At 41.9% G+C, this 17,373-nt stretch carries 17 protein-coding genes; 8 read left to right on the plus strand and 9 right to left on the minus strand.

Going from position 1 to position 17,373, the window contains the following annotated elements:
- Positions 1-187: 187 nt before the first annotated feature.
- Both C6347_RS06930 and def read left to right on the plus strand, forming a co-directional pair.
- Entirely contained in the window at positions 188-376 is a 189-nt protein-coding gene (locus tag C6347_RS06930) for a YjcZ family sporulation protein (protein ID WP_034663866.1), read from the plus strand.
- A gap of 112 nt (positions 377-488) precedes the next feature.
- Positions 489-1,046, plus strand: a complete 558-nt coding sequence (gene def, locus C6347_RS06935) for a peptide deformylase (protein WP_034662672.1) — start codon at positions 489-491, stop codon at positions 1,044-1,046.
- 39 nt (positions 1,047-1,085) lie between these two features.
- On the opposite strand, the gene C6347_RS06940 is transcribed toward def, so the two are convergent.
- Positions 1,086-1,865, minus strand: a complete 780-nt coding sequence (locus C6347_RS06940) for a Cof-type HAD-IIB family hydrolase (protein WP_034662673.1) — start codon at positions 1,863-1,865, stop codon at positions 1,086-1,088.
- 395 nt (positions 1,866-2,260) lie between these two features.
- Between C6347_RS06940 and C6347_RS06945 the strand changes: the two genes are divergently transcribed.
- Both C6347_RS06945 and rnjA read left to right on the plus strand, forming a co-directional pair.
- Positions 2,261-2,470: a DNA-dependent RNA polymerase subunit epsilon gene (locus C6347_RS06945; RefSeq protein ID WP_003211882.1), complete on the plus strand. Its 210-nt coding sequence runs from the start codon at positions 2,261-2,263 to the stop codon at positions 2,468-2,470.
- A 5-nt stretch (positions 2,471-2,475) separates the two neighbouring features.
- Positions 2,476-4,143 carry a ribonuclease J1 gene (rnjA, locus tag C6347_RS06950; RefSeq protein ID WP_012009818.1) on the plus strand — a complete coding sequence of 556 codons (1,668 nt, stop codon included), beginning with the start codon at positions 2,476-2,478 and terminating at the stop codon, positions 4,141-4,143.
- Between the two features lie 104 nt (positions 4,144-4,247).
- Here rnjA and ade read toward each other — a convergent pair whose 3' ends face one another.
- The 5 genes from ade to C6347_RS06975 form a co-directional block, all read right to left on the minus strand.
- Positions 4,248-5,978 (minus strand): adenine deaminase, encoded by a 1,731-nt coding sequence (gene ade / locus C6347_RS06955; RefSeq protein ID WP_106061530.1) that lies wholly within the window; start codon positions 5,976-5,978, stop codon positions 4,248-4,250.
- Between the two features lie 262 nt (positions 5,979-6,240).
- Complete coding sequence (locus tag C6347_RS06960; protein WP_034662681.1) at positions 6,241-6,909, minus strand: potassium channel family protein; 669 nt, start codon at positions 6,907-6,909, stop codon at positions 6,241-6,243.
- Between the two features lie 37 nt (positions 6,910-6,946).
- A complete protein-coding gene (locus C6347_RS06965) occupies positions 6,947-7,783 on the minus strand; it encodes a gamma-glutamylcyclotransferase family protein (RefSeq protein ID WP_106071529.1) in 837 nt (278 codons plus the stop codon).
- Positions 7,784-7,787: 4 nt separating this feature from the next.
- Positions 7,788-9,098 carry an ATP-binding protein gene (locus tag C6347_RS06970; RefSeq protein WP_034662683.1) on the minus strand — a complete coding sequence of 437 codons (1,311 nt, stop codon included), beginning with the start codon at positions 9,096-9,098 and terminating at the stop codon, positions 7,788-7,790.
- A gap of 144 nt (positions 9,099-9,242) precedes the next feature.
- A complete protein-coding gene (locus C6347_RS06975) occupies positions 9,243-9,521 on the minus strand; it encodes a transcriptional regulator AbhA (RefSeq protein ID WP_034662686.1) in 279 nt (92 codons plus the stop codon).
- Between the two features lie 276 nt (positions 9,522-9,797).
- Between C6347_RS06975 and mreBH the strand changes: the two genes are divergently transcribed.
- The 3 genes from mreBH (at position 9,798) to C6347_RS06985 (ending at position 12,350) form a co-directional block, all read left to right on the plus strand.
- The gene (mreBH, locus tag C6347_RS06980) at positions 9,798-10,805 is read left to right on the plus strand and encodes a rod-share determining protein MreBH (RefSeq protein ID WP_060596160.1); all 1,008 of its coding nucleotides are present in this window, start codon (positions 9,798-9,800) and stop codon (positions 10,803-10,805) included.
- Between the two features lie 74 nt (positions 10,806-10,879).
- Positions 10,880-11,011: a protein YkpC gene (locus tag C6347_RS19205; protein WP_003210922.1), complete on the plus strand. Its 132-nt coding sequence runs from the start codon at positions 10,880-10,882 to the stop codon at positions 11,009-11,011.
- 106 nt (positions 11,012-11,117) lie between these two features.
- Positions 11,118-12,350: an aminopeptidase gene (locus tag C6347_RS06985; protein ID WP_106071530.1), complete on the plus strand. Its 1,233-nt coding sequence runs from the start codon at positions 11,118-11,120 to the stop codon at positions 12,348-12,350.
- 236 nt (positions 12,351-12,586) lie between these two features.
- Here the strand turns inward: C6347_RS06985 and C6347_RS06990 are convergent, their stop codons facing one another.
- Complete coding sequence (locus C6347_RS06990; protein WP_034662692.1) at positions 12,587-14,206, minus strand: ABC-F family ATP-binding cassette domain-containing protein; 1,620 nt, start codon at positions 14,204-14,206, stop codon at positions 12,587-12,589.
- A gap of 143 nt (positions 14,207-14,349) precedes the next feature.
- Here C6347_RS06990 and C6347_RS06995 point away from each other — a divergent pair, with 143 nt between their 5' ends.
- Complete coding sequence (locus C6347_RS06995; RefSeq protein ID WP_060596158.1) at positions 14,350-14,625, plus strand: hypothetical protein; 276 nt, start codon at positions 14,350-14,352, stop codon at positions 14,623-14,625.
- Positions 14,626-14,690: 65 nt separating this feature from the next.
- On the opposite strand, the gene lepB is transcribed toward C6347_RS06995, so the two are convergent.
- Both lepB and C6347_RS07005 read right to left on the minus strand, forming a co-directional pair.
- Positions 14,691-15,263, minus strand: coding sequence for a signal peptidase I (gene lepB, locus C6347_RS07000; protein ID WP_034663870.1), 573 nt, complete (start codon positions 15,261-15,263; stop codon positions 14,691-14,693).
- Between the two features lie 211 nt (positions 15,264-15,474).
- Positions 15,475-17,370, minus strand: a complete 1,896-nt coding sequence (locus C6347_RS07005; RefSeq protein ID WP_060596157.1) for a PTS fructose transporter subunit IIABC — start codon at positions 17,368-17,370, stop codon at positions 15,475-15,477.
- Between the last annotated feature and the right edge of the window lie 3 nt (positions 17,371-17,373).

Raw genomic sequence — 17,373 nt, forward strand, 5'->3', positions numbered from 1 at the left:
GGCGCTTGTGACAAGGAAAGAGGTCATCCTGATGAGCCGGAGAAGATTTTTTTCAAGTGATAGGCGCATGACTATACAAATAGTGCATTCATACATAGTTTATATTACACGCTTCGCCTTCACTTATGAGAGGCCGAGTGTATTTCCAAAGGAGGTCAAAAGTATGTCTAATTATAGTCATGGAAGTATGTATGGTGGATACGGCGGTCACGGGTATGGATACGGTGGTGGATATGGCGGTGGCTGTTGTTACCCAAGTTATGGCGGTGGCTACGGATACGGCGGAGGACGGACATTCGCTTTAATCGTTGTCCTTTTCATCCTATTAATCATCGTTGGCGCAGCATTCTTAGGCGGCGGTGGCGGCTGCTGCTAATGGCTGTTTAAGCCTCTGACCGGTCTCATAGGACCGGTCTTCTTTATTTCATTGCATATGTTGTGTATCATTTTATATACTTTACATACAAAGGAAATAGGAGTGAAGATTTGTGATTACCATGGAAGATATCGTACGGGACGGACATCCCGTATTAAGACAAACAGCTGAAGCGGTCGAGCTCCCGCCGACAGAAGAGGAAAAACAGCAATTAGCTGACATGATTGAATTCGTCAAAAATAGTCAGGATGCTGACATGGCTGAAAAGTATGGACTCAGACCCGGCGTTGGACTAGCAGCTCCGCAAATTAATATCAGTAAACGGATGATCGCTGTTCACTGTGAGGACGAAGATGGAGAGGAATACAGCTATGCCCTTTTCAACCCGCGCATTGTCAGTCACTCGGTCAAAAGAGCTTATTTAGCAACTGGTGAAGGCTGCTTATCTGTTGATGAAGCCATTCCTGGATTTGTCCCTCGATATCAAAAGATCAGGGTGAAGGCCACAACGCTTGAAGGAGAAGACATTGATATTCGCCTAAAAGGGTTCCCGGCCATTGTTTTTCAGCATGAAATCGACCATTTAAACGGCATTATGTTTTATGATCATATTCAAAAGGATCAGCCCTTCGCTGAGCCAGACAACTCTGTTGCGATCGGCAGATCATAAAATAAAAAGAAGACCCATTAGCCTAAGGGTCTTCTTTTTTTACTCTTCAATGAGGCCTAGATGAGTCACTGCATGGAATATGCCGTCTTCATCTACTGGCTTTGTCACAAAATCAGCCAAATCTTTTAATTCATTCACAGCATTACCCATGGCAACGCCAGTTCCAGCAAATGAAATCATCTCTCGATCGTTCAGACCGTCTCCAAAGGCAACGGTATCCTTTTGATCATAAGGCAGCCTTTCGATGACTCGTTTAATGCCTTCAGCCTTCGACCCGCCTTTTGGCAGGACATCTGTTGACAGCTCGTGCCATCTGACAAGATCAATTTCTTCGCGGAACGCCTCGTATTGGACTTCCTCTTCTGCCTTACAGAATAACAGCATTTGAAAAATCTCGTTTTCTTTAAAGTAAGACAAATCATGCTCAGGATGCTCTGTTTTTAAAGTCCCAATCCCCTCATGGATAAACGGATGATTTGGCACAGAAGCCTTCATCGTTTTTTCCCCCATAAAAACAAGCGGATGATCATGACGATCCGCCGTTTCATAAATTTGCTCCATCAGCTCCAGTTTCAGCGGATTGCCGTAAATGACCTCTCCCTCATACATGACATACTGACCGTTATAAGCAATAAAGGAGTCAAGCCCTAATTCCTCTAAAATAGGCTGAATCAAAAAAGGCGAACGCCCAGATGCAATAAAGAGATGATGACCTTTTTCTTTTAATAAGCGAACCGCTCGCTTCGTTGATTCAGGTATTTTTTTATCATGATCATATAAAGTACCGTCGATATCAAAGAAGATGACTTTTTTATTCATATCCCGTCTCCTGTCTCTTGTTATGTATACCCACTCCCTTTCATCATACAGAAAGATTCCCTCTTTCGAAACCACTTCCTATGAAAACGCCTATTTCCCACATATAACCATGTAACATTCAATGGAATCGTCATATAATACAAGTATAAAGAGAGCACGGAATACATGGTCTAATCTGACTTCAAACCGAAAGGAGGCGACCTGTGATGCTTCGTCGTCTGCGCAAGAAAATTAGAAGACAATGGAAGGACATGCTTCGTAAAAAATCGATCGCTTAAAAGGATCTTCCGCACATTTGCCGAAGGTCCTTTTTTCTCAGAGACTTTTCTTATGCGCGTTTTTTTAATATAATAGAATTAGCGAGTGTAACATACGGTATTTAAGGAGAGATTTGGATGATATATAAGGTATTTTTTCAGGCAAGTACTACTGAGGTACCTGTAAGAGAACACACAGATTCACTATACGTTGAAGCGGTTTCTGAAAGAGACGTACGCGATAAGTTGAAAAAACATAGCTACAACATTGAATTCATTCAGCCTGTAGACGGTGCTTTTTTAGACTATGAACGAGAAAGTGAAAATTTTAAAGTATTGGAGCTATGAGAGGAATGAAATTTGTTAAAAACGATCAGGCGGCAGTTTTTGCGCTCGGCGGTTTAGGCGAGATCGGTAAAAACACGTATGGCGTTCAATTTCAAGATGAAATCATTTTAATTGATGCTGGTATTAAGTTCCCTGAAGATGAGCTTCTTGGAATTGACTACGTCATCCCTGACTATACGTACTTAGTTAAAAACGAAGATAAAATCAAAGGTCTTTTCATCACTCACGGACATGAAGACCACATCGGCGGTATCCCTTACCTTCTCAAGCAAGTGAATATTCCAGTTTACGGCGGCAAACTCGCAATCGGCCTACTTCGTAATAAATTGGAAGAGCACGGTCTCTTGAGACAAACAAAACTTCACATTTTTGAAGAAGAAGATACCATTAAATTTAGAAAAACAGCTGTGTCTTTCTTTAGAACAACACACAGTATTCCAGATTCTTATGGAATTGTCGTGAAGACACCTCCTGGTAACATCGTACATACAGGTGATTTCAAGTTTGACTTTACGCCTGTTGGCGAGCCTGCCAACTTAACAAAAATGGCTGAAATCGGGAAAGAAGGCGTTCTATGTCTTTTATCCGATAGTACAAACAGTGAAATTCCAGAATTTACGATGTCTGAAAGACGCGTAGGCGAAAGCATTGATGACATCTTTAGAAAAGTCGACGGACGTATCATCTTTGCTACGTTTGCTTCAAACATTCACAGACTTCAGCAAGTCATTGAGTCCGCTGTTGCCAACGGCCGAAAAGTTGCTGTGTTTGGACGCAGTATGGAGTCTGCCATTGATATTGGACAAGATCTTGGCTACATTAAATGTCCGAAAAACACGTTTATTGAACATAATGAAATCAACCGTCTACCAGCAAACAAAGTGACCATTCTTTGTACTGGGAGCCAAGGTGAACCGATGGCTGCTCTTTCACGTATTGCAAACGGCACTCACCGCCAGATTTCGATTAATCCTGGAGACACTGTTGTCTTCTCATCTTCACCGATTCCGGGTAACAATATTAGTGTAAGCCGCACCATTAACCAGCTTTATCGTGCTGGCGCTGAGGTCATTCATGGCTCACTCAATAATATTCATACATCTGGTCACGGCGGACAAGAAGAACAAAAGCTGATGCTCCGTTTAATTAAACCAAAATTCTTTATGCCGATTCACGGTGAATACCGCATGCAAAAAACGCATATTAAACTTGCGAATGATTGCGGAATTCCTGAGGAAAACTGCTTTATCATGGATAACGGTGAAGTTCTTGCACTAAAAGGTGACGAAGCAAGTGTCGCTGGCAAAATTCCATCAGGTAACGTGTATATCGACGGAAGCGGAATTGGCGATATCGGGAATATCGTCTTAAGAGACCGCCGCATTCTTTCAGAAGAAGGTCTTGTCATTGTGGTCGTCAGCATGGACATGAAAGAATTCAAAATCTCTGCTGGTCCTGATCTCATCTCAAGAGGCTTTGTCTACATGAGAGAATCTGGAGACCTCATCAACGACGCACAAGATTTGATTTCAAAGCATCTTGAAAAAGTAATGGAACGTAAGACAACTCAGTGGTCGGAAATTAAGAACGAAATTACGGACACACTTGCACCTTTCCTTTATGAAAAAACAAGACGCCGCCCAATGATCTTACCGATTATTATGGAAGTGTAATAACAAAAAGAGACACGAGCCGACTGGCTGTGTCTCTTTTTTTCATCAAGCATTGAAAAAAACCGCACATATAATACAAGGTATACATGCAGTTTCTCATTCTTTTATGATTGAATTGGGAGGTGCTGAAAGCTTCTGACATCAAACAAGCCCTTTGTCGTCATTTTCACATCAGGAATGACTGGAAGTGCCAAGAAGGACAGCGTCAAAAACGGATTAAAGTCTAAGGAAAAACCAGTTTCTTTTAGTGCTTCATGGAGTTCATGGAGGCTTTCATTGACGAGATGTACCGGCTGATCTGACAATAAACCGGAGATCGGTAATGGCAGCGTATGAAGAGACTGGCCTTCTTTGACAACGGTCAAACCGCCGCCTGCTTCTTTTAACGCCTCAATCGCTTTAATAATATCGGCATCATTTGTGCCAACTGCAATTAAGTTATGTGAATCATGTGCAACCGTTGTTGCAATCGCACCCTGTTTGATGCCGAAGCCGCTGACAATCCCTACCCCCATTTCAGATAAACCTTGATGACGTTCGACAAGCACCATTTTTAATACATCTCTGTCTGTATCACTTGTAAATTGTCCGTTCGTTTCTGAAGGAGTGACTTGTTCTAATTTTGTTTCAAGCTGATTCGGAATAATACGGATGACATTCATTTTTTGATCGTCTGTGATAGGCAGTGCAATATCTTGCTCTTGAACGTCTACTGCATGAACAGATTGTAATAATGCTGAGCTCGGTGCGATCTTTTCGACACTCGGTTTGTACACTCCATGCTGCGCAACCAATTCTCCCGCAATAAATACGCTTGAGATGTCTACATGATGAAGGTCTGAGACGAGCATAAAATCAGCATCATAGCCTGGTGCAATGGCTCCCTTTGTTTTAAGACCAAAACACTCTGCGGCATTTAAGCTTCCCATTTGATAGGCTAAAAATGGATCTAAGCCTGCTTTTATGGACATCCGTACTTGCTCATCAATACTTCCCTGCGCCATTAAATCATCTAAATGTTTATCATCTGTACAAAAGAAAAAACGTCTCGCATTCTTCTCATTCACAGCAGGTAAAACGTTTTTCACGTTTTTGGCAACAGATCCCTCTCTCAGCATGACATACATGCCTCGTTTTACACGTTCAAGGGCTTCCTGTGCTGTTGTCACCTCATGGTCTGTTTGGACATTGGCCGTGCGGTAAACGTTTATTAATCGGTCTGTTAAGCCTGCTAGATGGCCATCAATCAGTTTATTCTCGTTTTGAGCATCAAGCAGCTTTTGAAGCATATCTTCTTCTGCCTGCTCCACACCGACATAGTCCATTACCTCAGCAAGACCAAGCACTTCCTTCTCTTGATAAAGGGGCTTTAAATCTTTCGCTTTTAATGTAGCACCTGATCGTTCAAAACTGACTGCCGGTACACAGGATGGCAGCATGAAATAAATATGTAAGGCAGCTTTTCTCGCTTCTTCAAGCATAAAACGGATGCCTGTTATACCTGACACATTGGCGATTTCATGCGGGTCTGTTACGACAGTTGTCACACCGCGCGGAACGACAGCTTTGGAGAATTCAGCAGGGGTAACCATAGAAGACTCGATATGAACGTGGCCATCAATAAAACCAGGTACAAGCATTTGACCTGCTGCATCCAGCTCCTGTTCTCCCTCGTACTCCCCTATCCCGACTATTTGTCCATTTTCAACAGCGACATCAGCGTCTATCCATTCCTGGTTAAACACATCCATGACTTTCGCATGTTTAATCACGAGGGCTGCTTTTTTTCTCTTTGCTGCTACCTCAATTTGATGTCTGAAAAGCTCCTTATCCAACGACACTGCCTCCTCCAAGTAAACAATATAATGTTTCTTATCGTAAACGAATCTGTTTGCCCAGTCAATGACATTTAGAGAAAATCAACCATATCAAAACACTGTTTTTTATTTCTGAATAGTGATAATTGCACGAAAAATATGATGACTCATTTTTGAGGTTATACATGAACAAAGCAACCCTTTTCAGTGTCTATTTCCTTCTCAATGTCCACCTGTCATGTACACATTCATATAAAAAAACACCCCGTCATCGGAGTGTTTAATAATCGTTCTGCATTTCTCGTTTTTCAAAGCGTCCTATATCGGCTACTGCCCCTATGACAATGAGGATATCTTCTTTTTGAATCATTTCATCTGCCAGAGGGGAAACGATGACTTCTTTTCCGCGCTTAATCGCCACAATGTTGATGCCGTATCTTGCCCGAATATCAAGATCTAAAAGAGAATGCCCCGCAAGCCTGTTGTTTGCAACAATCTCAATCAGGCTGTACTCATCTGACAGCTCGAGGTAATCGAGCACGTTATTTGAAATAATTTTATGTGCAATCCGTCTGCCCATATCTCGCTCTGGATGAACGATGCGATCCGCTCCAATTTTGTTGAGCACCTTTTCATGGTAGTCATTTTGCGCTTTCACGGTGACCATTTTGACGCCAAGCTCTTTCAGCATAATCGTTGTTAAAATACTTGCCTGAATGTTTTCGCCAATTGCAACGATGACATGATCAAAATTACGAATACCAAGATTTTTTAAAACGGATTCGTCGGTCGAATCGCCAATGACCGCGTGTGAGGCAATTTTCGCGTATTCGTTCACTCGATCTTCATTCATATCCATGGCCATGACTTCAAGTCCTTCTTCGCTCAGCGCCTTGCAAATACTTCCGCCAAAGCGTCCAAGACCAATGACTGCATATTCCTTTTTCATGTTCAGACTCCTTTTATTTCACTTATCATGTATTTTACTACGGTTTGATTAATGAATCCATATGCGAACGAATTTTTTTGCGGAACGCTTCACTTAAGTAGAGGTCTGCTCCTTTTTCGATTTCACTGCGATAATGAGCTGGCGGAGCGATTTCTTCGCTCTTTTGAAGCACAAGAAAGGTTAAACAGTCCTCATAAATTTGATCACCTATTTTGACATCGACATAAGCCGGACGATATGTGCCCTCATATACTCCTTCTCGTTTATACAAATAACGAATGGCATCAAAAGGAACCTCATATAAAACACCCTCTGTTTCGCCGCCGTCTTCTACCATATCAGCCCTTGATCCATCAGGCCTCACCAATGTAAATCTCGTGGTAAAACCGTTTAGTACACCGCCGCCGATGACTTGTTTGAAGTGATGATCGACTTCTGCCAGCTTAAATCTAGCATCGTCCATACAGGAGCCATAGGCAAAATAATAGAAGGATGACGGCTTCTGCTGCCACAGTCTATAAGCTTTCCAGCACCCTCTCTTTATTTCTTTCAGAGCTGATGTCTTCTGCTCTGGCAAAGTGTATGTCATGGCCTCTACCTGACCTTGATCCGTCATGACATTAATTTCCTGCTTGTCATACCCTTCCTCTAGTACGTCTATCTTATTCAACGCATCAGCGGTCACCTCGTACAATTCCCCGTATACAGTGCCTTTTCCTGCGGGAACGCACGCTGGGTATCCTTGACCTGTATCATAGATCCTTCCACTCATCCAAGCTGATTTAGCTAAAAGCCTGCTTTCCTTCATGTACGCTTCGTGGTGCTCTTCATGCAGCAATAGCGTCCCATATACAAATAAAGCTTTCATCGTCATGACATCACGTCCTCTCAACTTGCTGCTGCCTGCTTTTTTGACACACAGGCAAATAGATTTGAAAAGCTGCGCCTTTTCCAAGCTCACTGGATACGTCCATTCTTCCGTGATGATCTTTTAAAATCGTCGCACAGATGGTCAAACCAAGCCCTGTCCCTTCTTTTTTCGTGGAAAAGAAAGGATCATATATTTTTTGAATATCCTCTTCAGACATCCCTTTTCCTTCATCTTGAATGGTAATCTTCCATTCATTCAATACTTTTTCTGTAGATATGTATATGCTGCCACCTTCAGGCATTGCCTCAATAGCATTTTTAATTAAATTAATGAACAGCTGCTTCATTTGATTAGCGTCTGCTAGGATAGCACCGGCATCCTGCTTTTTAAATGGCTGTTTGAGATCAATATTTGAAAGAACTGCATTTGTTTTTAATAAGGTAATCACCTGTTCTAGGAGCTCATGAAGCTGGACTTCTTGAAAATGGACCGCTTGAGGCTTAGCCAATACAAGCAGCTCACTTAAAACAAAATCAATCCGTTTAATTTCGGAAAAGATAATGTCAAAATAATCGGTTCTTTCAGGATATTGTGTCTTCATCAGCTGCAAAAAGCCATTTACTGATGTCAGTGGATTTCTGACTTCATGGGCGATCCCAGCAGCTATTTGTCCAGCAACAGCCAGCTTTTGCGCCTGCATTTGCAATTGCTGATTGGATCTTTCAAGCTCAAGCTTTGCCTGCTTTTGTTTCGTAATATCAGCAACCGTCCCAATCCCTCCGGTAAACTGGTGATGCTCATCAAAATAGAGCTTGTAATGAACGTCTCCCCATACCTTCTTTCCCTCTTTATGGAGAAGCTGCAGTTCTACCCGCCCCGCATCCTTATGTTCCTTGATCACAGATAACAAATGCTGGACCACGCGCTCCTCTTGATCAAAGTACTGATTGTACATGGTGCCTAGACATTCATCTATGTCATAGCCTGTCATTTGTGTCCATGCTTGATTTAAGAAAATAATTTCACCTTTCTCGTTTGTTTCAAAGACGATTTCTTGCAAGTTATCTGTGATTCGATTCAGCCGCTCTGTCAGTTCGTGTGCTTCTTTTTCTCTCTTATTTAAGTCTGACACAAGTAGATTTAAGCGGTCTACATAGCCTGAGACAACCCAGATCCCTGTTAAAACCAAGACTGTAAAGGCTAGATCGAGCGGCCAATTAATTTGATAGCCGCCTAGATAATAAAAGAAATCCCAGCTTAAGATTAAAATAAATGCAAGAACAGATAACACGATCCGCACTTGATATGTTTTGTTCAAATGATTCCACCTGCCGCCCTGAGATTCTTTGTCAATTGTACCATTTTCCACTTATTTTTTGAGGGTGATGGGGCATTTTTAAGGAACTTTTTCAGAAAAAAACAGCCTGTTCTCAGCACAAAGGAAGAGAGCAGGCTATTTTAATTACTGCTGAAGAGCTTCTTGCAGCTCTTTTAACAGTAGTTCTGCGCCTTCAGCGCTTAATGTAATTTGACCATTTCCATAATCATGGTTCTCCGATGTAATCTCACCAGTCATGAGGCAAACGCCCTCTGGCTGGTATTTTTTCAAGACGATTTTCTCCCCATCTATAAAAAATTCCATACTGTCTTTAATAGCAATATCAAGTGCTCTTCTTAATTCGATTGGCATCACAATACGCCCTAGTTCGTCTACTTTTCTTACGACTCCGATAGATTTCAATTTCGTTCCCTCTTTCTTTCATTAGCTCAAGATCAATCTGTTTTGCACCAATTGATATATCGTAGACGTAAGAGATTCTCAAAAGGTTTCTCCTCTATAAAAATTTTTTTCATAAAAGAAAAAACAAAGGGAAAATTTATTGTGATTGTCAAAATGATACTTGAATTTTACAAGTTCATTTCAAGGTCATCACAAACCCCCACAAATGACATCAACCCTCTGAACTTTTAAATGTAAAATTGTTTAAAACAGCAAAAATAGAGATTGGGTGAAAACATGTTTCAAAATGCCGAAATTGGAATTGATTTAGGAACAGCTAACATATTGGTTTATAGTAAAAATAAGGGAATTATTTTAAATGAACCGTCCGTCGTGGCAGTCGATACAGAAACAAAAACTGTACTTGCAGTCGGAGCAGAAGCAAAAGAAATGATTGGGAAAACACCTGGTAAAATTGTGGCGATCCGTCCGATGAAAGACGGTGTCATCGCTGATTATGATATGACAACAGATTTACTCAAACAAATCATGAAAAAAGCAGGGAAAAATATCGGGTTTACCTTCAGAAAACCAACGGTCGTGGTATGTACACCTTCTGGTTCAACAGCTGTTGAACGCCGTGCCATCAGCGATGCTGTGAAAAACTGCGGAGCAAAGCACGTGCATTTAATAGAAGAACCTGTTGCAGCCGCAATCGGCGCTGATCTCCCAGTAGATGAGCCTGTTGCAAACGTCGTAGTCGATATTGGCGGAGGAACAACGGAAGTTGCAATTATTTCGTTTGGCGGCGTTGTCTCTTGTCATTCCATTCGAATTGGCGGAGATCAGCTGGATGAAGATATCATTACGTTTGTCCGAAAGAAATATAATCTATTAATAGGCGAGCGGACAGCCGAGCAGGTTAAAATGGAAATTGGTTATGGTCTCATTGAGCATGAGCCGGAATCATTAGAAGTACGTGGACGTGATCTGGTGACAGGTCTTCCAAAAACGATCACACTTGAATCTCATGAAATTCAAGGTGCCATGCGAGAATCACTTCTTCATATTTTAGAGGCGATTCGTGCCACATTAGAGGACAGCCCTCCAGAGCTTAGTGGTGACATTGTAGACCGCGGCGTGATCTTAACTGGCGGCGGCGCTTTGTTAAATGGGATTCAAGAATGGCTCTCACAGGAGATTGTCGTTCCAGTTCATATTGCAGCAAATCCACTTGAATCTGTCGCAATCGGAACAGGTCGTTCACTAGAAGTCATTCATAAATTGCAAAAAACATTAAAATAATCTTCTTGTTCTACTTCTTTTTTTATCATTTCGATCATATCGTGAGAAATGGATAAACGTGAAGGAGGAAGAACATGTTGCTTGATTTAGGTAAACGAGTCGTTGTCACAGTTATTTTAACGGGTATTATTTTAGGAGGAATGAGCCTGTCGTTTTCACATATGCCCCCTTCTAATGCACAGCCTGTGAAACAACTGAACCGCTAAAAAAGCCGCACGAAAGCGGCTTTTTTATTTTGGCTTTAAGCATGCTCCCCATTTTCCTTTTCGGTCTTAAATCTGATATGATGAACATGACTAAAGGAGGGTTTTTATGAGTTCATTTGAAAAACAACTAGATCAATATGCTAAGACCATTGTTGAAGTCGGTGTGAATGTTCAAAAAAGACAAGAAGTCGTCGTATCTGCATCTACTGAATCTGCAGACCTTGTTCGTCTTGTCGCGAAACATGCGTATGAGCGCGGGGCGAAAAACGTACATATCCGCTGGAGTGATGGTGTTCTTGCCCGTTTAAAATATGAACATGCACCGCAGGATGTGTTTGACCAATTCCCAGAATGGGAAGCACAGATGATGGAAACCATCGCAAAACGCGGCGGCGCTTTTATCACGATCTTGTCAGAAAGCCCTGACCTTCTGCGAGGCATTGATTCGAAAAAAATCGCTGCACAGCAAAAGGCCGCTGGATCAGCCCTTCATACATATCGCCAATACGTTCAATCAGACAAAGTTGCTTGGACGGTCGTAGGCGCTGCATCAAAAGAATGGGCAAAAAAGATTTTCCCTGACCATACAGATGAAGAAGCTGTCGCTTTATTATGGGATCAAATCTTTAAAGTCGCACGCGCTGATCAAGCAGATCCTGTTGAGGCTTGGAAAAAGCACGATGAGTCACTAAATGAAAAGGTCAAAATACTAAATGAGCGCCACTACCACAAGCTTCATTATGATGCTCCTGGCACAGATTTAACGATTGAGCTCCCAGAGCAGCACATTTGGGTAGGTGCCGGCAGCGTGAGTGAGCGCGGCGTCTCTTTCATGGCCAACATGCCGACAGAAGAAGTATTTACCGTACCTAAAAAAGACGGTGTAAATGGGACTGTCTCAAGCACAAAACCGCTCAGTTATGCAGGAAATATCATTGATGAATTTACATTAATATTTGAAAATGGTCGAATTGTCAATGTGAAAGCGAAGGAAGGCGAAGACATTTTAACTTCGCTCGTTGAAACAGATGAAGGCTCCCATTATCTAGGTGAGGTTGCTCTCGTACCAGACGATTCACCAATCTCAAACTCGAATATTCTCTATTACAATACCCTTTATGATGAAAATGCATCGAACCACCTTGCCATCGGCAGCGGGTATGCGTTCAATATCGAAGGCGGAAAAGAGATGAATCGTGAAGAATTGGATGCAGATGGTGTGAACAACAGTATTACACACGTCGATTTCATGATTGGTTCAAAGGAAATGAATATTGATGGCATTACAAAAGACGGAAAACGCGAACCGATCTTCCGTAATGGAAACTGGGCGATTTAATCGAAAAAAAGACATCCACTTATGGATGTCTCAGATTGTTGACAAAGGGCTAAAATGATCTTCATTTTAGCCTTTTGTCTTCTTTTCAGCGTGATAGAAAACCTTTGCAGTCTAGGAAGGACGAGTACCGGAGCGGAGCGAATTTGACATTCGTGAGCACCGGCACGCAGGACTGACAACGAATGCGAGGGTTTGTCTACACGCTGAGACATCCACTTTTGGATGTCTTTGCTTATTTATGCATAAAGCTCATCGAGTCTCTTTTGAATGTCTTGATCTGATAAGAACTCATCATATGTTGTTTGTTTATCGACGATGCCATTTGGCGTCACTTCGATGATACGGTTTGCCACTGTTTCAACAAACTGATGGTCATGAGATGAGAAGAGCATAGCTCCTTTAAAGCTCATTAAACCGTTATTCAGCGCTGTAATGGATTCTAGATCCAAGTGGTTCGTCGGCTCATCCAGCAGCAGAACATTCGCTCCTGACAGCATCATTTTCGATAACATACAACGAACCTTCTCTCCTCCTGATAAGACGCTTGCTTTTTTCTTTACTTCTTCCCCAGAGAAAAGCATACGTCCTAAGAACCCGCGTAAGAAGCTTTCACTTTGATCATTAGGAGAATATTGACGAAGCCAATCCACTAGATCGACATCGTTTCCTTCAAAGTATTCACTATTGTCTTTCGGGAAAAAGGCTTGAGATGTTGTAACGCCCCATTTAAACGTCCCGCTGTCTGGCTCCATCTCACCAGCAAGAATTTTAAATAAAGTGGATACAGCAAGCTCATTACGGCTTAAGAACGCAATTTTATCCTCGCGATTCATGATAAAGCTGACGTTATCAAGTACTTTCACACCATCAATTGTTTTCGATAGACCTTCTACTTGAAGGACATCATTTCCAATTTCGCGCTCTGGCGCAAAATGAACGTACGGATATTTACGTGAAGATGGCTTAATGTCGTCTAAAGAGATTTTATCAAGCAATTTCTTTCTTGAGGTCGCTTGCTTCGATTTAGAAGCGTTCGCACTGAACCGGGCAACGAACTCTTGAAGCTGCTTAATTTGTTCTTCTTTTTTCTTATTCGCATCTTGGCTGAGCTTCAGCGCTAGCTGGCTGGACTCATACCAGAAATCATAGTTACCGACATATACTTGAATTTTTCCAAAGTCTAGGTCCGCAATATGTGTACATACTTTGTTTAAGAAATGACGGTCATGCGAAACGACAATCACGGTATTTTCAAAATTAATGAGGAACTCTTCCAGCCACTGGATTGCTTGTAAGTCCAAGTGGTTCGTTGGCTCATCAAGAAGAAGAACGTCAGGCTTACCAAATAAAGCTTGGGCTAGTAGTACTTTTACCTTTTCAGAACCACCAAGCTCAGACATTTTCTTCGATTGAAGGCTCTCTGGAATGCCAAGACCTTTTAATAAGATCGCTGCTTCACTTTCTGCTTCCCAGCCGTTTAACTCAGCGAACTCACCTTCAAGCTCTGCTGCACGAATCCCGTCTTCATCTGAGAAATCAGGTTTCATATAGATCGCATCTTTCTCCTGCATCACATCATATAGACGTTTATGACCCATCATGACGACTTTTAATACTTCAAATTCTTCGTATTCAAAATGGTTCTGTTTTAAAATCGCTAAACGCTCACCAGGGCTCATATGAACATCGCCCGTCTGAGCTTCAATTTCACCTGAAAGAATCTTTAGAAACGTTGATTTACCAGCTCCATTGGCACCAATTAGACCGTAGCAGTTGCCAGGAGTGAATTTAATATTTACTTCTTCAAATAGTTTACGATCAGCAAAACGCAAACTAACATTATTTACTGCAATCATTTATTAATCCTCCATCACTCATTCATCATTATGAAGTATAACATGAATAACGTTTGATAGAAACGTCTCTCGCTAAGAACGAAGGCAATTTGTCCATTATGGTATAATAAATGGGAATGATTTATTGAAGGAGTTCGTGCGATTTGAGATTACTTACACTTATGGAATACTGTTTATTGATTTTCTTTATGGGTATTTATTTATCTGCAACAGGCTTTAATGCAAGGGATTTTGGCCTTTATATTGGGCTTGTGCTTATTTACACACTGGTACACATCTTTTCGAAACGCTTTTTACAAAAGCGAGGGAAAGAAAATCAAAAGGTCGGATTGTTTCGGTCCGTTTTAGCCATTACTGGGTCTGTCTTCGCTTCTGTGTTGGCGATTGTGATCATTGTTACGGTGCTCACGCCAAATTAAAACGACCCTTCTTTTAAAGGGTCGTCCATTCAAGCACTTTTCTCACACACCTGAGAAGGGTGCTTTTATTTTGTTTGCCGAATGTCGCCAAATGGGAAGAAAACAAATTCTGATGTCCCGACAACCCGATCCTTTTCAATGAGTCCAAGTCCATTTCTGCTGTCCATGGAATTGAGTCTGTTGTCCCCCATCACAAAGTAATCGTTTTTCGGTACTTTCACTGGACCAAAATCCCCTGTTAAATGCACTTCATACTCTTTCGCATGTGCCTTGTTCTCTTTTAAATAAGGCTCATCAACTTTTTTACCATTAATGTAAAGCGTATCATCCTTCATTTCAATCGTGTCTCCCGGAAGGCCGATCAATCGTTTTACATAATGAATCTTCTGGCCATCTTTTCCATTAATAATCACGATGTCACCTCGTTTGACACCACCTAGATAGTTAATGGTTTTGTTGACAAACAGCTTTTCCCCATCATGAAGAGTCGGTTCCATTGACTCTCCTTCCACCACATACGGCTCAAATATAAACGTACGGATGAGCAGGACGAGCGCAAGTGCAATTAAAATGGCTTTGATCCATTCAAACAGTGAACTTTTCTTCTCTGTTTTGTCTTGCTTTGCATCAGATTGAATATCATTTTCGTTTTGTTTGTTTTCTTCGTTCAAAATACTGCTTCCTCCTAAGACTTTCTGCTAAAAGACTTGAAACGTGAATTGAATAACTTTACTTTATCACATGTCATTTAAAAATTCACAAGACAACCATTCAATTAGATATTTTTTCCTAATTTGTTCATGATTAAACAAAAAGAAGCACCGCTCTTCACGATGCTTCTCTTCTGAATTACGCTTCTAGTTTGACTGGTTTTTTCAAAATACCCAGTAAAATCGCTGTTACAACGGCACCGATTAAGATGCTGATGATATAAAGAACCGGATGATTTGTTACCCAGAAAACGAATAGTCCGCCGTGCGGCGCAGGAAGCGTGACTCTAAAGAATTCCGTTAATCCGCCAGCCACTGCTGCTCCAATAACAGCTGAAGGAATTACGCGCAGAGGGTCAGCCGCTGCAAACGGGATCGCCCCTTCAGTGATGAAGGCAGCTCCCATGAAGTAGCATGTAATCCCTGCTTCTCGGTCACGTTTTGAGAATTTATTTCTAAAGATTGTTGTAGCAAGTGCAATACCTAATGGTGGTACCATTCCGCCTGCCATAATGGCAGCATGCGGTGCATAGTTTCCAGCAGCAATCATCGCAAGACCGAATGTGTAAGCCGCTTTGTTAATTGGGCCCCCCATATCAATCGCCATCATACCTGCCAAAATAATGCCCATTAAGACAAGGTTTCCAGTACCTAAAGTTTCAAGCCAGTGAGTTAATCCATCCATCACCATTTTTACCGGTGTGTTAACAATGTAATGCATGATGATGCCTGTGAAGAAAATACCGAACAATGGATACAGCAGAACCGGTTTAATCCCGTCGAGTGACTGCGGTACGAATGTGAATACTTTTTTAAGTAGCACAACGACATAACCTGCAAGGAAACCGGCAATTAGTCCGCCTAAGAATCCTGCACCTGCTGCCGACGCCATAAATCCACCGACCATACCTGGCGCAAAACCTGGACGATCTGCAATACTCATTGCAATAAATCCGGCTAAAACAGCAACGATTAAGGCAAGCGCATTATCTCCGCCAATTCCTTTTAATACAGCTGCAAATGAATTAAATGAAGGGTCCTTAGGATCTGCTGAGTTAATTCCCCAGAAAAATGAAATTGCAACAAGGATACCGCCCCCGACAACAAATGGAAGCATGTTGCTTACACCACTCATTAAGTGCTTGTAGAAACCACTTCTACCTTTGCCAGATGACTCATTTTCGTCTTTTGAAGAACTGCCGCCTGAGCCTTTATAAATCGGCGCATCTTGATTGACTGCTTTTTCAATTAATTCCTGAGGACGGCGGATTCCAGCTGTCACAGGTACTTCAATGACATGTTTGCCTTTAAAGCGTTCCATTTCAACTTGCTTGTCCGCTGCCACAATGATGGCTGGTGCTTCTTCGATTTCCTTTGCCGTAAGGGCGTGTTTAATACCGCCAGAGCCGTTTGTTTCGACTTTAATGTCAATGCCCATTTCTTTTGCTTTTTCTTTCAAAGCATCTGCTGCCATAAATGTATGCGCAATACCTGTTGGGCAAGCTGTTACTGCTAAAATCTTAGCTGTTTTACCTGATACAGCCGGCTCTTCTTGAACTTCCTCTTCTTCTTCATCATCGTCCTTGTCATGCGTATTGATGATATCGATGATTTCATCTTCAGTAGCCGCTTCAAGAAGCTGCTTTCGGATTTCTTCACGCATGAGAAGTGTTGATAAACGAGAAAGTGCTTCTAAGTGCGTGTTGTTTGCGCCTTCAGTTGCGGCAATCATAAAGACAAGATGACTCGGCTGCGCGTCCAGTGATTCATAATCTACACCAGCTGTCGAGCGGCCAAATGCAATGGCAGGCTCTTTTACACTTGCTGTTTTAGCGTGAGGGATAGCAATTCCTTCGCCAATACCAGTAGAGCTCTGTTTTTCACGGTTGATCACTGCTTCTTTGTAGCCCTCTTTATCATTTAGCTTGCCTGCTGTATCTAAAACAGTGACTAGTTCTTCAATGACTGCTGCTTTCTGCTGGCTGTCTAATTGAAGCTTAATTGTCTGCTTTGTGAGTAGTTCTGTAATTTTCATGAT

It is taken from the genome of Bacillus sp. NMTD17 (assembly GCF_002998735.1).
GTDB lineage: Bacteria > Bacillota > Bacilli > Bacillales > Bacillaceae > Bacillus.